At 58.1% G+C, this 17,710-nt stretch carries 11 protein-coding genes and 7 tRNA genes; 12 read left to right on the top strand and 6 right to left on the bottom strand.

Features of this window, described 5'->3' with window-relative positions; translation table 11 throughout:
- Nucleotides 1–113 precede the first annotated feature (113 nt).
- The 5 genes from DCL27_RS04210 to nagE all read right to left on the bottom strand — a co-directional run bounded on the left by DCL27_RS04210 (nucleotide 114) and on the right by nagE (nucleotide 9,050).
- Nucleotides 114–2,780: a beta-N-acetylhexosaminidase gene (locus DCL27_RS04210; RefSeq protein ID WP_035595155.1), complete on the bottom strand. Its 2,667-nt coding sequence runs from the start codon at nucleotides 2,778–2,780 to the stop codon at nucleotides 114–116.
- 19 nt (nucleotides 2,781–2,799) lie between these two features.
- Nucleotides 2,800–3,132: a ChiQ/YbfN family lipoprotein gene (gene chiQ, locus DCL27_RS04205; protein ID WP_005289026.1), complete on the bottom strand. Its 333-nt coding sequence runs from the start codon at nucleotides 3,130–3,132 to the stop codon at nucleotides 2,800–2,802.
- A gap of 57 nt (nucleotides 3,133–3,189) precedes the next feature.
- On the bottom strand, nucleotides 3,190–4,587 hold the full coding sequence (chiP, locus tag DCL27_RS04200) for a chitoporin ChiP (RefSeq protein ID WP_005295315.1): 1,398 nt from the start codon (nucleotides 4,585–4,587) through the stop codon (nucleotides 3,190–3,192).
- A 527-nt stretch (nucleotides 4,588–5,114) separates the two neighbouring features.
- Nucleotides 5,115–6,782, bottom strand: a complete 1,668-nt coding sequence (gene glnS, locus DCL27_RS04195) for a glutamine--tRNA ligase (protein ID WP_035597519.1) — start codon at nucleotides 6,780–6,782, stop codon at nucleotides 5,115–5,117.
- A 240-nt stretch (nucleotides 6,783–7,022) separates the two neighbouring features.
- Nucleotides 7,023–9,050 (bottom strand): N-acetylglucosamine-specific PTS transporter subunit IIBC, encoded by a 2,028-nt coding sequence (gene nagE, locus DCL27_RS04190; RefSeq protein WP_005289041.1) that lies wholly within the window; start codon nucleotides 9,048–9,050, stop codon nucleotides 7,023–7,025.
- A 335-nt stretch (nucleotides 9,051–9,385) separates the two neighbouring features.
- Between nagE and nagB the strand changes: the two genes are divergently transcribed.
- The 12 genes from nagB (at nucleotide 9,386) to DCL27_RS04130 (ending at nucleotide 16,396) form a co-directional block, all read left to right on the top strand.
- Nucleotides 9,386–10,186, top strand: coding sequence for a glucosamine-6-phosphate deaminase (gene nagB, locus DCL27_RS04185; RefSeq protein ID WP_035597516.1), 801 nt, complete (start codon nucleotides 9,386–9,388; stop codon nucleotides 10,184–10,186).
- Nucleotides 10,187–10,209: 23 nt separating this feature from the next.
- On the top strand, nucleotides 10,210–11,364 hold the full coding sequence (gene nagA / locus DCL27_RS04180; RefSeq protein ID WP_005295309.1) for an N-acetylglucosamine-6-phosphate deacetylase: 1,155 nt from the start codon (nucleotides 10,210–10,212) through the stop codon (nucleotides 11,362–11,364).
- Nucleotides 11,365–11,388: 24 nt separating this feature from the next.
- Nucleotides 11,389–12,615 carry a DNA-binding transcriptional regulator NagC gene (nagC, locus tag DCL27_RS04175; protein ID WP_005289054.1) on the top strand — a complete coding sequence of 409 codons (1,227 nt, stop codon included), beginning with the start codon at nucleotides 11,389–11,391 and terminating at the stop codon, nucleotides 12,613–12,615.
- Nucleotides 12,616–12,804: 189 nt separating this feature from the next.
- Entirely contained in the window at nucleotides 12,805–13,557 is a 753-nt protein-coding gene (locus DCL27_RS04170) for an HAD-IIA family hydrolase (protein WP_005289055.1), read from the top strand.
- A gap of 215 nt (nucleotides 13,558–13,772) precedes the next feature.
- Nucleotides 13,773–15,434, top strand: a complete 1,662-nt coding sequence (gene asnB / locus DCL27_RS04165) for an asparagine synthase B (protein ID WP_035597513.1) — start codon at nucleotides 13,773–13,775, stop codon at nucleotides 15,432–15,434.
- A gap of 227 nt (nucleotides 15,435–15,661) precedes the next feature.
- Nucleotides 15,662–15,738 (top strand) — tRNA-Met (locus DCL27_RS04160).
- 19 nt (nucleotides 15,739–15,757) lie between these two features.
- Nucleotides 15,758–15,842: transfer RNA gene (locus tag DCL27_RS04155), tRNA-Leu, on the top strand.
- Between the two features lie 22 nt (nucleotides 15,843–15,864).
- Nucleotides 15,865–15,939: transfer RNA gene (locus DCL27_RS04150), tRNA-Gln, on the top strand.
- Between the two features lie 39 nt (nucleotides 15,940–15,978).
- Nucleotides 15,979–16,053: transfer RNA gene (locus DCL27_RS04145), tRNA-Gln, on the top strand.
- A 59-nt stretch (nucleotides 16,054–16,112) separates the two neighbouring features.
- Nucleotides 16,113–16,189 (top strand) — tRNA-Met (locus tag DCL27_RS04140).
- 4 nt (nucleotides 16,190–16,193) lie between these two features.
- A tRNA-Gln gene (locus DCL27_RS04135) sits at nucleotides 16,194–16,268 on the top strand.
- Nucleotides 16,269–16,321: 53 nt separating this feature from the next.
- Nucleotides 16,322–16,396 (top strand) — tRNA-Gln (locus DCL27_RS04130).
- A gap of 100 nt (nucleotides 16,397–16,496) precedes the next feature.
- On the opposite strand, the gene ubiF is transcribed toward DCL27_RS04130, so the two are convergent.
- Nucleotides 16,497–17,672: a 3-demethoxyubiquinol 3-hydroxylase gene (gene ubiF, locus DCL27_RS04125; protein WP_035597431.1), complete on the bottom strand. Its 1,176-nt coding sequence runs from the start codon at nucleotides 17,670–17,672 to the stop codon at nucleotides 16,497–16,499.
- Between the last annotated feature and the right edge of the window lie 38 nt (nucleotides 17,673–17,710).

Raw genomic sequence — 17,710 nt, 5'->3', positions numbered from 1 at the left:
TACTTACTACTCAGTTCGAAATCGGAAAGTTCTGCGCAGCGAGGGCCGAAGGGCCGCACCGCGAAAGCCCCCGCGCAAGCGGGGGCATGAGAGGGTAACGTCCTCGCGAGCCGTTAGGACTTGACGGACTCGACGCGGCTAAAGCGCTTGCCATCCGGCGATACGGTACGGACCTGTACCTCACCACTCACGGCCGGCTTCGCCTTGGCATCGTAACGCTGCCAGTGTTTACCGCCGTCGATGGAGTACTCAACCACCAGACCCGGCATCGCCACGTTGGTCTCCAGCTTGCCGTCGACCACACGCGCCCCCGGCTGCGGTACACGATAGGCCACGCCAGACTTATCCATCTTCGCCAGTTCACGCTGTCCCATCAGGTTGGCGAAACGCTGCCAATCCTTCAGCAGAGCCTGCTGATCGACCAGGTGAGTCTCGCCGCCCTTATACTCACGACCCGCCTGATACGGCTGCTCCCAACCCGCCTGATGCCAGGCGCGCTCGGCCACCGCCATGATGCGCGGATAGATCTTGTACTCCATCATGTCGTCGGTACGCACCACCTCGCTCCACAGCTGCGCGGAGAGGCCATAGGCGCCCGGCCACGGCTTGTCACTCTTGGCGCTGAAGTAGTTACCGTCGCGATCGACCGATGTTTCGGCGTTCTGCGGCAGGTTATCCGGCGCGAAGGCGAAGATCTTACGCTCATCGTTAAAGCGGGTACCCCAGTAGTAACCGTTCTCTTTCGGGTTCACCTCATACGGGAAGTCCATGTAGACATAATCCGGGCTGGAGATGATCACCTCATAGCCTTTATTCGCCCAATCGTTGGCCGAATCGAAACCACCCCAATACAGGGTATCCCAGAAGTTCACCCCGACGCGCGGCGTCGCGAAGGCCTTGGCATCCTTGGCATCCTTCAGGCCATCCTGCCAGGCCTGCATCTTGCCGATGCCGTGATCCTTGACCATCTTGCTGACTTCAACGGCGAAGTAGCTCGGTAGGTGCTCCATATCGGCCACCTTGCCCTCTTTGATCATCGCCTGACACATCTGGGACTTAGCCCACGGCTTGTCCTCTTTGCTCAGGTCGATCATCCCCTTGCCCGCTTCCGGCTTGTTCACGTCGGTGTAACCCGGCCCTAAGCGGATGTTCTTCGCCTCGTCACCACCGAAGTGCCAAGTGGTCAGCGGTTGACCCGCCTCGCGGTGCATCTGGGCGATTTCGCCGATCACCTTATCCACGAAGCGCTTGGAGGAGTCCAGGCACGGGTTGAGGTAGCTGTGGCGATCGTAGAACTGCACCGAGGTGGTGTTGGAGTCATCGGTCGGATCCAGCAGGCGGTACTCGTTAGCGCCCTTCTCGTCGCCTGCCGCCTTCAGCTTGTTATAACGCGCCTCCATCGCCACCACCGCCGCACGGGCGTGGGCCGGCATGTCGATCTCTGGGATCACCTCAATCTGGCGTGCCTGAGCATATTTCAGCAGCTTGATATAGTCGGCACGGGTGAAGTAGCCGCTGCCATTGTTGTCGCTATCTGGGCCTGAGCCCAACTGCGGCAGCAGGCACGTCTGCTCGCTCAGATCGTGGCAGCGCTTACCGCCGATCTCGGTCAGTTCCGGCAGCCCCGGGATCTCAATACGCCACCCTTCATCATCCGTCAGATGGAAGTGGAATTTGTTCAGCTTATAGGCGGCCATCTGATCCAGCAGACGCTCGATGGAAGCCAGTGAATGGAAGTTACGTCCCACATCCAGCTCGATACCACGGTACTGGAAGCGCGGCGCATCCTCGGCGTCCAGCGTCGCGATCTTAGCGCTGCCATCGGCTGGCAACAGCGACAGAATGGATTGCAGACCGTAGAAGACACCCGCCTGGTCGTAACCGGTCACCTCGGCACCCTTGGTACCGATCTTCAACTGATAGGCGCCCGGTACCGCCATCTCGCCCTTAAACGCTTTGGTGGCGATCTGGGCTTTGATCGGATAGCCCCCCTTGACCTGCTTCACGCCCAACTGGGTCAGGCGCGCCTTGATGACGTCGGCACTGGCCGTGTTCAGTACCGTCAGATCCAGACTCACACCACGTGCCAGGTCGGCATCCTGCTGATGTACCTTCAAGGTCGTCGGCGTCGGCATGATCTGACCACGCAGGCTAGAGGCCGGCAGGGTCTTCACATCGGCATTCTTGGCGAAGCGATTCTCCGGCGTCATCAGGATGTTCTTGTCATCCTTGGTACGCTTCCACAAGTCACCGGTAAACGGCGTGACGAACTGGCTCAAATCTTCGGTATCGGTATTGGCGATCACCTTCGGCTTCGCATCCGGCGACGTCACATACCAACGCGGCAATACGTCGCTCTCGAATAACTGCCAATATTCGCCGACGATGGGGATCTCGACGCGTTCCCCGGCGGCAAAGCCCTTAAACTTATCCGTCGGCTCGATCTTATGCAGATCGCCGGTAATGAAGGTGATCTTGAACTGATCGTTGCCGCTCTTCAGGATCTGACGAATATTATGGAAATAGATGGCCCAATCTTTCCCCTCGATGGCGTTACCATCGTTGGTCAGGCTGATCACCGCCTGATTACAGGAGGCCCAGTCCGCGCCCAGGGCGGCACAGTTGACACCATTCTCCGCGCCACGGTTATCGGTAACGGCATAGTTCACCTTCACCTGGCTGCTGATGCGGTCAACCAGTTGCTGATCCGCCTGCGCCATACCACTCATGCCCAACAGACCCAGGGTCGTCGCCACTACGCTCAGTTTATAGCCTTTCATCATCATCGCTTCCCTTCTCTCAGTTCGCGTTACTGGCGCGGATTTCTTGCCACAATGTACCGCAACGTGCGGTGTAGTTATCGCCAGCGCCGCTCATCGCCGCCTCGATACACTGTTGGTAATTCAACACACTCACACTCTCTTTCTGCGCGAATGTCGCCTGTGCCGGGCTCTGTTTCATCACCTCCAGAATCGTCTTGCAGGAGGCGACCTTGTCATGGTTGCCCTTCGAATCTTCAATACACTTGCTATAGGCTTGCTTCAGTAGTTGTCCATCCTGCGACGGCGCGCTCGGTTGCGCACAGCCAGCCAATACGATTGCGGCCACGGCCACACCCAGAATCGCTTTCATCTTCTCTCTCCCTTGATTCGCTTAACGCCCCTCCGCGCGTGCGGAGGGGGGATCAACTCAGAATACGGTGAACGGTGCGATGACGATAAACTTCACGTCACGCTCATCCTGGAACATGTTGTTGTAACCACCGCCCCAGCTCGGGTTGTCGGAGTGGTTGTCGTACTGGGTGTAGTGCAGCTTAAACATCGTCCCTTTCGCGCGGCCGTCTTGGACCACATACATCGCATCCAGGCTATAGGCGCTCTCTTTCACCCGCTCGCTCTGATCGGCCCAAGTGCTGTTCGGCTTGGCATCCCAAGCATAGACATAGGAGGCACCAACGCCCCACCCGGGCATGTCCCACTTGCTCAGGTCATACATCACGCCGGCGAAGACCGCTTTCTCACCGTTGGCGTTGAAGTCGGAACGGTTATCCCACCAGATATCCAGGCGGCCGTTGGAGGAGGCATAGGCCGGCGTCATACGCTGCAGGAAGTAGCCCTGCTTACCTTCCGCCTTCACCCAGGTCCCTTCCAGACGCAGATCGAACTGGCCGAGCTTGTAACCGAAGGTCAGGGCTTGCAACCAGGCGGTGCCGTCATAGATATTGGCCGCGCTGTTGGCATCGGAGATGCGATCGTGCGCGCCGTAGAACTGGTAGCTACTGGTCAGCGGGCTACCGGCGACGTCGAACTTGTAGGTCCCCTTGGCGAAGTACTGATTCATAAAGCCCTGCGCCTGGCCGAAGGCCGCTTCCAGCACCAGGCCGTTCTTGAAGTCATACTTCCCGCCCAGGGAGTGCAGGTAGGACACCTCTTCGCCGCGATTATCCCCCAGCCCACCCTGATAGAACTTGTCCATCTCCAGGTGCCATGGCGCCTTGTAACGGTCGGTCCACATATAGGAGAAGCTCAGCGCGCCGGCGGTATCGAAATCGAAGTTAGCCCCGGTCTCGAAGCCCTGATAGGTGCCCGGCATGAAGCTCCAGTGCGGGGCGATCAGCGTCTGACCCGTCGGTTGGATCCAACCGATACGCGCCCACATCGGCCCCATCTTCAACTTGGCGGCCGCCTTATACAGGCTGATGCCGCTCTTATCGCCGCTGTAGTTTTCGTCATAGGCTTTGTTGATAGAGGAGAAGGCGATTTCGTTCGGGTGGCCACTTTCAGCCGACTCGGCCATCTCGATGGCGGTGAAGGCGCCGACATCCACACCGATAAAGTCGGCGGCATAGCCGGAGGAGAAATCGAGACTGGCGTTCCACGTCGAATGCGACAGGTTAGTCTTATACTGGCCGGTCTCTACATCCTTGCGATCACGCTCGCGCTGCCAATAGTAGATTCCACCGGTCATGGTTGAATCGTCAATGAACCCTTCTGCCTTCGCCTGCGATGGCGCCATGAAGCCGGTGCCCAGCGTTGCCGCTGCAACAGCAAGCGCCAGCACGCTGCGCTTAGCACGATGCGTAACCATAGAAAAATTCCTCTTTGACTGTAAAAACGCGGCTGGCGGAACAGCGCCCGACCAGGTCGCCAATAGCCCCATTGGGGTAAAAGTTATTGGGTGACGAGAAAAAAGCCTCGTTCACTTACTGCACTACTAGACTATTTTTCGCGACGCGAATTATCAAATGAAAAGTAAATTAGATGTATCAATTTTTGACCGAGTGCACATATTCTTATATTTAGTTACACAACGGTATAATTTAGAAATCAAGTAAAAAATAGCATTAAAAAACAGCGATATGTTTGTAATACCATTTATAAATGCAGACTAGATCACAGTAATGGGCTGGGTATAACTACGCGATGTACGAATAACTATTACATTACAACATGTTATTAATTTGCATCGCGAAATCAATTTTCGATACTACACGGTGTAACATCGAGAAAGAGAGGAAGGGAAAAAAGAAAGAGCGTGAGGTAAAAAAAGTCGTCGACAAAAAAAACCACGGACCTTGAGCCCGTGGTTTTTATCTCAGTTAGCCGTGACGACGCTTAGGCGCCGCTCTTAGCCCAGGTATCGCGCAGACCGACGGTACGGTTAAATACCAGATGATCGGCCGAGGAGTAATGACTGTCGGCGCAGAAATAGCCCTCACGCTCGAACTGGTAGGTCACGCCAGCCACCGCAACGGCCAGGCTCGGCTCGACGAAGCCCTGACGGATCACCAACGACTCTGGGTTGATGGTGGAAAGGAAATCCTCCGCCGCCCCCGGATTCGGCACACTGAACAGACGATCGTACAGGCGGAATTCGGCCGCAACGGCATGGCTCGCGGAGACCCAGTGGATCACCCCCTTCACCTTGCGCCCATCGGCTGGATCCTTGCTCAAGGTATCCGCATCGTAGCTGCAATAGATGGCGGTGATCTCGCCGTCGGCATCCTTCTCGACCCGCTCGGCACGGATCACGTAAGCGTTACGCAGACGCACTTCCTTACCCAACACCAGACGCTTGTACTGCTTATTCGCTTCCTCACGGAAGTCGGCGCGATCGATGTACAGCTCGCGCGCGAACGGCACCTCGCGGCTGCCCATCTCCGGCTTATTCGGATGATTCGGCATGGTCAACATCTGCACGCTATCCGCCGGCAGATTCTCGATCACCAGACGGACCGGATCCAGCACCGCCATGGCGCGCGGCGCGTTTTCGTTGAGATCGTCGCGAATACAGGATTCCAGCGCGGCCATCTCGACGTTGTTATCCTGTTTGGTGACCCCGATACGGCGGCAGAATTCGCGCACCGCGGCGGCGCTATAGCCGCGACGACGCAGACCAGAGATGGTCGGCATCCGTGGGTCATCCCACCCCTCGACGATCTTCTCGCTCACCAACAGGTTCAGCTTACGCTTAGACATGATGGCATATTCCAGGTTCAGGCGAGAAAACTCATACTGACGCGGATGGCACGGAATGGAGAGATTATCCAACACCCAATCATACAGGCGACGGTTATCCTGGAACTCCAGCGTACACAGCGAGTGGGTGATCCCCTCCAGCGCATCGGAGATGCAATGGGTGAAATCGTACATCGGATAGATGCACCACTTGTTACCGGTTTGATGGTGTTCGGCAAACTTGATGCGATACAGCACCGGATCGCGCATCACGATAAACGGCGACGCCATATCGATTTTAGCGCGCAGGCAGGCACTACCTTCGGCGAACTCGCCCTGACGCATCCTCTCAAACAGCGCCAGGTTCTCCTCCACGCTACGATCGCGGAAGGGGCTATTTTTACCCGGTGAGGTCAGGGTACCGCGATATTCGCGGATCTGCTCGGCGCTCAACTCATCGACGTAGGCCAGCCCTTTGCTGATCAGCTCGATGGCGTATTGATGCAGCTGGTCAAAATAGTCAGAGGAGTAACGCACCGCCCCACTCCACTCAAAACCTAGCCACTGCACGTCACGCTTGATGGACTCGACGTATTCGATGTCTTCTTTAACCGGGTTAGTGTCATCGAAACGCAGATTGCACAGCCCTTGATAATCTCTGGCAATGCCGAAATTCAGGCAAATGGACTTGGCGTGGCCGATATGCAGGTAGCCGTTCGGCTCCGGCGGGAAACGGGTATGCACGCTGGTGTGTTTACCGGACGCCAGATCTTCATCGATAATCTGACGGATAAAGTTGGTTGGGCGGGCTTCAGCCTCACTCATCTTCGGCTCCTCTTGCCAAAAAATACGTTCTCATCGTGTCATGATCTAACAACCACCGGCAGGACACAACCACTGTAACGGTAAAATCCCCACGTTTTTTTGCCGTCCCCCCGTGCCATCGCTTACTCGCTCAGCACGATCCCCCCACCCGCGCAAGCGAGGCGCGGTAAAGCGCGCATAAAAAAAGCGGGAGGCCCCTTTCGGCACCTCCCGCGATCAACGACGCTGATGCGTCAAGCGTTACTTGTTCAGCAGGGTATACAGCTTGCTTTCCCCGGCGACAACTTGGCCAGAGGCCTGCGCGCCAATCCCACCGAACTCATCGATATTGCTGACGACAACCGGGCTGATCATCGAGCGAGCGTGGGCGTTCAGGTAATCCAGATCCATCTCCAGCACCGGCTGGCCGACCTTGACGACATCCCCCTCGTTCACCAGACGCTTGAACCCTTCACCGTTCAACGCCACGGTATCGATACCCATGTGTACCACCACCTCGGCCCCCTCATCGGTCTCCAGGCAGAAGGCGTGGTTGGTATTGAAGATCTTCACCACCGTCCCGTTAGCCGGGGCCACCACGATGTTGCTGGTCGGGCGCACGGCCACACCATCACCCACCGCCTTGCTGGCGAATGCCTCATCTGGCACTTCGCTCAGGGCAACCACCTCACCGCTGATCGGCGAGACCAGGGTAGCGCGCACACCGGCGGCAGCATTAGGCGTAGCCTGTGCCTTGGCGGCTGGCGCGGCGGTAGATGCAGCGCTGCTAGCGGCGGCAGCCGGAACATTGCCGACGTTACGCATCGCATTGGCGATCTTCTCGGCCACGAAGCCGACGATGATCTGGACGCTGGTCTTGTTCAGGCGGATCACGCCGGATGCACCCAGCTTCTTAGCCAGCGCCTCATTCACCAGCGAGGAGTCCTTCACCGTCAGACGCAGACGGGTGATGCAGGCATCGATACCAGTCAGGTTAGCGGAACCACCGACACAGGCGATGTACTGACGAGCCAGTTCACTCACATCCGCATCTTTGGTCAGATCCAGATCTTCATCGTTACCATCGGCCTCTTCACCGGCGCCGCTCAGCTCACGCCCCGGCGTCATCAGGTTGAATTTAGTGATGGTGAAACGGAACACCACGTAGTAGATAACGAAGAACACCAGCCCTTGCAGGATCAGCATGTACCAGTGTGTGGCTAGCGGGTTGCGTGACTGCAACACCATATCCACCAGGCCGGCGCTGAAGCCGAAACCGGAGATCCAGTGCATGCTGGCGGCGATAAATACGGAGATACCCGTCAGGATGGCATGCAGCACATACAGTACCGGCGCCACGAACATGAAGGAGAACTCCAGCGGCTCGGTGATACCGGTAAAGAACGCGGCGAATGCGGCGGCCAGCATGATACCGGCGACCTTAGCCTTGTTCTCCGGACGCGCGCAGTGGTAGATAGCCAGCGCGGCACCCGGCAGACCGAACATCATGATCGGGAAGAAGCCCGCCTGATAGCGGCCAGTGATACCGACCACGGCCTTGCCGCTCTCGATAGACTGTGCCCCGCCCAGGAAGTTCGGGATATCGTTAATACCGGCCACGTCGAACCAGAATACGGAGTTCAGGGCGTGATGCAGACCGACCGGAATCAGCAGACGGTTAAAGAAGGCGTAGACACCCGCACCGACGGAACCCAGTTTCTGGATATGCTCACCGAAGTTCACCAGACCGTTAAAGATCACCGGCCAGATGTACATCAGGATGAACGCCAGGATGATCATCAAAAACGAGGTCAGGATCGGTACCAGACGACGGCCACTGAAGAAGGAGAGTGCCTTCGGCAGCTCAACACTGCTGTAACGGTTGTACAGCTCGGCAGAGATAATACCGACCAGAATACCGATAAACTGGTTGTTGATCTTACCGAACGCGGCCGGGACCTGATCCACCGGAATCTTTTGGATCATCGCCACGGCAGCCGGCGAGCACAGCGTTGTAACCACTAAGAACCCGACAAAGCCGGCCAGCGCAGCGGCGCCGTCTTTATCTTTTGACATACCATACGCGACACCGATAGCAAACAGCACCGACATATTGTCGATGATGGCTGAACCGGACTTGATGAAGAACGCCGCCAGTGCGTTATCTCCACCCCAGCCGACCGGGTCGATCCAATAACCGACACCCATCAGTATTGCTGCGGCGGGTAGCGTCGCTACCGGCACCATCAGCGCACGGCCTACCTTCTGCAAATAACCGAGAATACTCACATTTCCCCCTATTGGGCCTACAATGTCATTAACACCGACGACCCGATCATCACTGATTTAATATATCAATATATTCGCAACAATTATGGACTAACGTTCAGGAGTGTAAAAAAATTATTTTTCTCCGCAAATTAAAACCTCCTGATTTGTGATAATTATCACCAATAATCGGTGAAAAGTTGTCTACATGCTGGCTATCAGCGAAAACTTATTTTATCATTCGAAAAATCGATCGGCGGGCTGACATTCCCCTCGCGCGGAGTGAGGAAATGGAAGGTCTTGCCTGACGCCGAACCGGCTTTCTGTCCAGTTTCCCGTATTGTAAAAGGTGCCCTATGAGACTTATTCCGCTGCATAACGCGACCGACGTTGGTCTGTGGTCTGCCCGTCATATCGTCAAGCGCATCAATGCGTTCCAACCGACTGCCGAGCGCCCGTTTGTGTTGGGCCTGCCGACCGGCGGCACACCGCTGCAAACCTACAAGCGTCTGATCGAACTCTACCAGGCCGGTGAGGTCAGCTTCCGCCACGTCGTAACCTTTAACATGGATGAATACGTGGGGCTGCCCGAGGCGCATCCGGAGAGTTATCACAGCTTCATGTATAATAATTTCTTCAATCATATTGATATTCAAAAAGAAAATATCAATCTGCTCAATGGTAACGTGCCGGATGTGGACGCTGAGTGCCGTCGTTATGAAGAGAAGATTAAATCTTACGGTAAGATCCACCTGTTCATGGGTGGCGTGGGCAACGATGGCCATATCGCCTTCAACGAACCCGCCTCCTCACTGGCCTCACGTACCCGCATCAAGACCCTGACCGAAGATACGCGCATCGCCAACTCGCGTTTCTTCAACGGCGACATCAATCTGGTACCGAAGTATGCACTGACCGTTGGTGTGGGTACCCTGCTGGATGCGGAAGAGGTGATGATTCTGGTGACCGGCCATGGTAAAGCTCTGGCGTTGCAAGCGGCGGTCGAGGGCAGCGTCAACCACATGTGGACCATCAGCGCCCTGCAACTGCATCCCAAGTCCGTGGTGGTCTGTGACCAGCCGGCGACCATGGAACTGAAGGTCAAAACTGTTAACTACTTCCGCGAGTTAGAAGCGGAAAATATGAAAGATCTTTGATAACTACGCTCCGGGGGAATGTGATGTACGCTTTAACCCACTGTCGGATTTATACCGGCCACGATATTCTTGACGACCATGCAGTTGTGATCGCCAATGGTTTAATTGAAAAAATCTGTCCTGAGTCCGCTCTGGCGCCAGACATCGCCACGCGCGATCTGGGCGGTGCCATCCTGGCCCCCGGCTTTATCGATGTCCAGCTCAATGGCTGTGGCGGCGTGCAGTTTAACGACTCCGAGCAGGCCGTTAGCGAGCAAACGCTGGAGATCATGCAGCGCGCCAACGAGCGCTCCGGCTGCACCAGTTATCTGCCGACGTTGATCACCTGTAGCGATCAGATGATGCAGCGTGGCATCACCGTGATGCAGGCCTACCTGCACAAACACCGGAATCAGGCGCTGGGCCTACATATCGAAGGGCCGTACATTAGCCTGGAGAAGAAAGGGACCCACAATCCGCACTATATCCGCCGTCCGGATCACGCCATGCTCGACTTTATCTGCGACCACGCCGACGCCGTCGTCAAAGTCACCATGGCGCCGGAGATGAGCGACGATGCCGCCATTCGCCAGTTACGCGCCGCCGGGATCGTGGTCTCTGCCGGGCACTCCAATGCCAGCTATGAAGAGGCGCGACGCGGCTTCGCGGCCGGGATGCGCTTCGCCACTCATCTGTATAATGCCATGCCGGCAATCAGCGGGCGGGCTCCGGGGCTGATGGGGGCCATCTTCGATACGCCGGAGGTCTATACCGGCATCATCGCCGACGGCCATCATGTCGCCTGGCCCAACATCCGCATGGCGAAAAAGCTCAAGGGTGACCATCTGGTGTTGGTGACCGACGCCACCGCTCCGGCGGGATCCGACATTGACAGCTTCATTTTCGCGGGGAAAACAGTATATTACCGCAATGGCTTGGTCGTAGACGAAAATGGAACCCTGAGCGGATCCGCGCTGACCATGATCGAAGCCGTACAAAATAGCGTCGAGCACGTCGGTATTGCCCTGGATGAAGCGCTGCGTATGGCCAGCCTCTACCCGGCACGCGCCATTGGTGTCGAACACCGCCTCGGCAGCATCGAGGCGGGTAAGGTGGCGAACCTGACCGCGTTTACCCGTGATTTCCGGGTAACCACGACCATCGTTAACGGCGAAACCGTCTACCAACACGGCGGTTAATAACAACAGACGGGTGAATGAGTGATGGCCACTGGCGGACCAGGACAGATCGGTAACGTCGATCTGGTAAAACAGTTAAATAGCGCGGCGGTATACCGCCTGATCGACCAACAGGGCCCGATCTCGCGCATTCAGATCGCCGAGTATAGCCAGCTAGCCCCGGCCAGCGTCACCAAAATCACCCGTCAGTTATTGGAGCGCGGGCTGATCAAAGAGGTCGATCAGCAAGCCTCCACCGGCGGACGACGCGCCATCTCTATCGTCACCGAGACACGCCATTTTCAGGCTATCGCCATCCGCCTCGGCCGTCACGACGCCACCATCACCCTGTATGATCTGGCGGGCAAGGTGCTGGGCATCGCCCACTATCCGCTGCCACAGCGTACACAGGAAAGCGTCGAAGACGCCCTGTTTCAAGCCATTGACCACTTCATCCAAGAGCACCAGCGTAAGGCGCGCGAGCTGATCGCCATCGCCCTGATGCTGCCTGGCCTGGTCGATCCCGAACGCGGCATCGTACGTTACATGCCGCACATCGCCGTCAACGACTGGCCGCTGGTACAACGCCTGGAAGATCGCTTCCATCTGGCCTGCTTTATCGGCCACGACATCCGTAGCCTGGCGTTGGCCGAACACTACTTCGGCGCCAGCCGTGACTGCCGTGACTCCATCCTGGTGCGCGTCCACCGCGGCACCGGCGCCGGGATCATCATCGATGAAAATATCTTTCTCGGCAGTAACGGCAACGTCGGCGAAATCGGCCACATTCAGATCGATCCGCTCGGCGAGCGTTGCCATTGCGGTAACTTCGGCTGCCTGGAGACCGTGGCGGCCAATGCCGCTATCGAACAGCATACCCGACGGCTGCTGGAGCAGGGCTATCCCAGCAGCCTGACGCGCGAGGAGTGCTCCATCAACGCCATCTGCCGTGCAGCCAATCGCGGCGACGCGCTGGCCGTCGAGGTCATCGAGCGCGTCGGACGCAACCTGGGGCGCGCCATCGCCATCACCATCAACCTGTTCAATCCGCAAAAAATCGTCATCGCCGGCGATATTATCGAGGCGCGCAAGACACTCCTGCCCGCCATCGAGCGCTGTATCCAGACGCAGACATTGAAGGATTTCCGCCACAATCTTCCGGTCGTCACCTCGGAACTCGACCACCGCTCGGCCATCGGCGCCTTCGCCCTGGTCAAACGCGCCATGCTGAACGGCGTGCTACTTCAGCGCCTGCTGGAGCACCACGACTGATATCGTGCGGGGCGCTCAACGGCGCCACGCGCTCCCCACTCCCTGACGAACCGCGACGCGCGCGTAGGGTGTCCCCTTACCCATAGCAGCCTCCGCTGCGGCGACACACGCCGCCAGCGCGAAGCGGATACGCGATCCGTGACACGTGTTATAGTAAGTCTCTGCATTATCAACGAGAAGCTCGAACCTATGACAATAAAAAGCGTGATTTGCGATATTGATGGCGTATTGATGCACGACAACACGCCGATTCCCGGTGCCCGCGAGTTTTTACAGCGTCTACAGCAACAAGAGATGCCGTTGGTGATCCTGACCAACTACCCGTCACAGACCGGGCAGGATCTGGCCAACCGTTTCGCCGCCGCCGGCATCGAGGTGCCGGAGCAGGTGTTCTACACCTCGGCCATGGCCACCGCCGACTTCCTCAAGCGCCAGGAGGGCAAGAAGGCCTATGTCATCGGCGAGGGCGCGTTGATCCATGAACTGTACAAGGCCGGCTTCACCATCACCGATATCAATCCGGACTTCGTCATCGTCGGCGAGACACGCTCCTATAATTGGGAGATGATCCACAAGGCGGCCTATTTCGTCGCCCATGGCGCCCGCTTCATCGCCACCAACCCCGACTCCCATGGCCGTGGCTTTTTCCCCGCCTGTGGCGCCCTGTGCGCGCCGATCGAATTGATCGCCGGACGCTCCCCCTTCTACGTCGGCAAGCCCAGCCCCTGGATCATTCGCGCCGCCCTGAACAAGATGCAGGCCCACTCAGAAAGCACGGTGATCATCGGTGATAACCTGAAGACCGACATTCTGGCCGGCTTCCAGGCGGGACTGGAGACCATCCTGGTGCTCTCCGGCGTCTCGACCCTGGAGGATGTGGATACCATGCCCTTCCGCCCCAGCTATATCTACCCCTCGGTGGCCGACATCGATATCCTGTGATGCCGATAACGGGCGGCGCTCGCCGCCTTTTTTATATATCCACTAATAAAATCGTCATTTTTTTATATATCTTCTAAAGCTAGAACCATAAAAAAATCTTTTTTCGCCAAATAAGGCAAAATGCTTGATTTCCATTCAGCGAATGTCGCATGTTGAATGTCATACCGGGGCCGCCCCGTCGTCATTACCATCCGTCATGTCGTAGAGGAAACGCTATGTGTTCGATCTTTGGAGTGCTCGATCTCAAAACCGACCCGCAGGAACTGCGCAAAACCGCGCTGGAAATGTCCCGCCTGATGCGTCACCGTGGCCCGGACTGGTCCGGTATCTATGCCGGTAATAACGCCATCCTGGCCCATGAGCGCCTCTCCATTGTCGACGTCAATACCGGCGCCCAGCCGCTGTACAACCAGCAGCGCACCCATGTGCTGGCGGTAAACGGCGAAATTTACAACCATCAGGCGCTGCGTGAACGCCTCGCCGATCGTTACGCCTTCCAGACCGGCTCCGACTGCGAGGTGATCCTGGCGCTGTACCAAGAGTACGGCCCCGACTTCCTCGACCAGTTGCGTGGCATGTTCGCCTTCATCCTGTATGACGCCAAACGCGACGCCTACCTGATTGGCCGCGACCACCTGGGGATCATCCCGCTCTATATGGGGCATGACGAGCACGGCAACCTATTCGTCGCCTCCGAGATGAAGGCGCTGGTTCCCATCTGCCAGACACTGCGTGAATTCCCCGCCGGCAGCGCCCTATGGAGCCGCGACGGGGAGATCCGCCGCTACTATCAACGCGACTGGTTCGACTATGCCGCCGTCGAGCAGAATCCCACCGACAGCGCCGCCCTACGCTGCGCCCTGGAGGAGTCGGTGAAGAGCCATCTGATGTCCGACGTGCCCTATGGCGTGCTGCTCTCCGGCGGTCTGGACTCCTCCATCATCTCCGCCATCACCAAGAAGTTCGCGGCACGCCGTGTCGAGGACGACGAACGCAGTGCCGCCTGGTGGCCCCAGCTACACTCCTTCGCCGTCGGCCTGCAAGGGGCGCCGGATCTCAAGGCAGCGCAGGAGGTGGCCAACCATTTAGGCACGGTACACCATGAGATCCACTTCACCGTGCAGGAGGGGATGGATGCCATTCGCGACGTGATTTATCACATCGAGACCTACGACGTCACCACCATCCGCGCCTCGACGCCGATGTACCTGATGGCGCGCAAGATCAAGGCGATGGGGATCAAGATGGTGCTCTCCGGCGAAGGGGCTGATGAGGTATTCGGCGGCTATCTCTACTTTCACAAGGCGCCCAACGCCAAAGAGTTCCATGACGAGACGGTGCGCAAGCTGCTGGCGTTGCACATGTATGACTGCGCCCGCGCCAACAAGGCGATGGCCGCCTGGGGCGTCGAGGCACGGGTTCCCTTCCTCGACAAGGCGTTCCTCGACGTGGCGATGCGCCTCAACCCGCACGACAAGATGTGTGGCAATGGCCGCATCGAGAAACAGCTACTGCGCAAGTGCTTCGAATCCTACCTGCCCGCCAGCGTCGCCTGGCGCCAAAAAGAGCAGTTCTCCGACGGCGTGGGCTACAGTTGGATCGACTCACTGAAGGCGGCAGCCGAGGCGCAGATCAGCGATCAGGCGCTGGCGAACGCCCATTTCCGCTTCCCCTACAACACCCCGACCTCGAAGGAGGCCTACCTCTACCGCGAGATCTTCGCCCAGCTATTCCCGCTGCCTAGCGCGGCCGAGTGTGTCCCTGGTGGCCCCTCCGTCGCCTGCTCCTCTGCCAAGGCGATCGAGTGGGATGCCTCGTTCCGCCGGATGGACGACCCCTCAGGCCGCGCCGTCGGCGTCCATCAATCGGCCTATTAAGCGACGACTGGCGATGTGGGGCCGTCCACACACTTCGCCAGGATGACGTAAAGTCGGCGCGCAACGCCGACTTTTTACCGATTTTTGTTGCTTTTCACAGCGACCTGTATAATCCACAGGCAAACGGTGCGTCAAAGGGAATTTGGCGTAAAAAAGGGGTTGACGCTTCCCCCCCATATCCGCATAATGCGCCCCGCAACGCCGATTAAGGCAAGCGAATAAAGAACGGCTACGTAGCTCAGTTGGTTAGAGCACATCACTCATAATGATGGGGTCACAGGTTCGAATCCCGTCGTAGCCACCACTCTTTATCGTATTGTTGGGCGGGAGTGGCGAAATTGGTAGACGCACCAGATTTAGGTTCTGGCGCCGCAAGGTGTACGAGTTCAAGTCTCGTCTCCCGCACCATTTCAACCCGGCTTGCGTCGGATGGGGTATCGCCAAGCGGTAAGGCAGCGGGTTTTGATCCCGCCATCCCCAGGTTCGAATCCTGGTACCCCAGCCATATTTTTCTGTCTCGGTAGAGACTGGTTACAGTCCCGATTGGGGTATCGCCAAGCGGTAAGGCAGCGGGTTTTGATCCCGCCATCCCCAGGTTCGAATCCTGGTACCCCAGCCACAGAAAAATAATGCATTGAAATTCAATGCATTATATGATTTACTCAGTACTACATTGATGGCTACGTAGCTCAGCTGGTTAGAGCACATCACTCATAATGATGGGGTCACAGGTTCGAATCCCGTCGTAGCCACCACTCTTGGGGTATCGCCAAGCGGTAAGGCAGCGGATTCTGATTCCGCCATCCCGAGGTTCGAATCCTCGTACCCCAGCCAAATTTATTCGGTTCGCCTAGGCGGGCCGCGCATCGCGAGATGTCACTCACTCTTGGGGTATCGCCAAGCGGTAAGGCAGCGGATTCTGATTCCGCCATCCCGAGGTTCGAATCCTCGTACCCCAGCCATTAAAGAAGCTCACCCTCGGGTGGGCTTTTTTTTCATCGCAAGCACGCCGACATCCGGCCGCCCTACCCGGCGACGCGCGCCGGGTCCTCGGGTCGCACATCACAGTCCGATGGCATAACGCAATGCTCGCGTCTTGAGTCCCCCGGCACGCTCCGCCGCCATCAACCCCAGGTTTCGTAGTAAGACCAGCGGGGGAAGACGGTTGCTGAAGGCGACATAGAAGAGATCCATCCCACTCTGCATCAACAGATTATCGGGACGACGCCGACGCTGATAGCGTTGTAATACCGCCAAGCTCTGCCAATCCTCGCCACGCGCGCGCGCCGTCAGCAACGCTGACAACAACGCCTCGACATCGCGATAACCCAGATTCACCCCCTGCCCGGCGAGGGGATTGATGGTGTGCGCCGCATCGCCCAACAGTGCCAACCCCGCCTGCACATAGTGCTGAGCATGACGGCGGGTCAAGGGAAAGGCCGCGGCGGCCACCGCCTGCACCGGCCCCAGGCGGGCGGGGAAAGTCGCCTGGATCGCCTCAGTTAACTGCGGCAGCGGCATCGCTAACAACTGGCGGATGCGGGCCGGGCTGTCGTACCACACCAACGAGGCCCAGCCGGGCCACAACGGCAAGAAGGCCCGCGGCCCCGCCGGGGTAAACTGCTGCCAGGTCACATCCTGTGGCGTTGCCGGCGTCTTGACGCTGATCAGCATACAATCTTGGCGATACTGCCAGCCCTGAATGCCGATACCGGCCTGGCTGCGCACCCGCGACTCGGCGCCGTCGGCGGCGATCACCAGCCCGGTACGCAGGGTCGAACCATCCGCCAACTGCAACTGCCACCCCTCGCCCTCGCGTCGCAGCTGGCGCAGGGCCGTGCCGGTCCGCAGCGTAACGCGCTCGTCCGCCGCCAGCGCCTGCCATAACGCCCACTGCAACACCCGGTTTTCCAGCATATACCCCAGGCAAGGCAAGCCGAGACTCTCGGCCCGAAAGGCCACCCGAGCATCCTGCCATTCCCACGTCTCCAGACCGCGATACGGCACGGCACGCATGGCACACACCGACGCCCACACCCCGAGGCGCTCCAACAGACGCACGCTGGCCATGCTGATGGCCGAGATACGCAGATCGGGATCGCTACCGGGGATGAAGGAAGCCGGAGGCTGCGGCTCCAGTACCGTGACCGCCAGGCCAGCCTGCGCCAACCCCAATGCCGCCGCCGCGCCAACCATCCCGGCCCCGACCACGACGATGTTATCCGCTCGTTCCGCCATCTCGCTGTGCTCTCCTCGCTCTCAACGCCGCCGCTGCG

Origin of the sequence: Edwardsiella tarda ATCC 15947 = NBRC 105688 (genome assembly GCF_003113495.2) — a bacterium.
In the GTDB taxonomy this organism is placed as follows: Bacteria; Pseudomonadota; Gammaproteobacteria; order Enterobacterales; family Enterobacteriaceae; genus Edwardsiella; species Edwardsiella tarda.
This window is presented reverse-complemented; position numbering and strand designations above follow the sequence as displayed.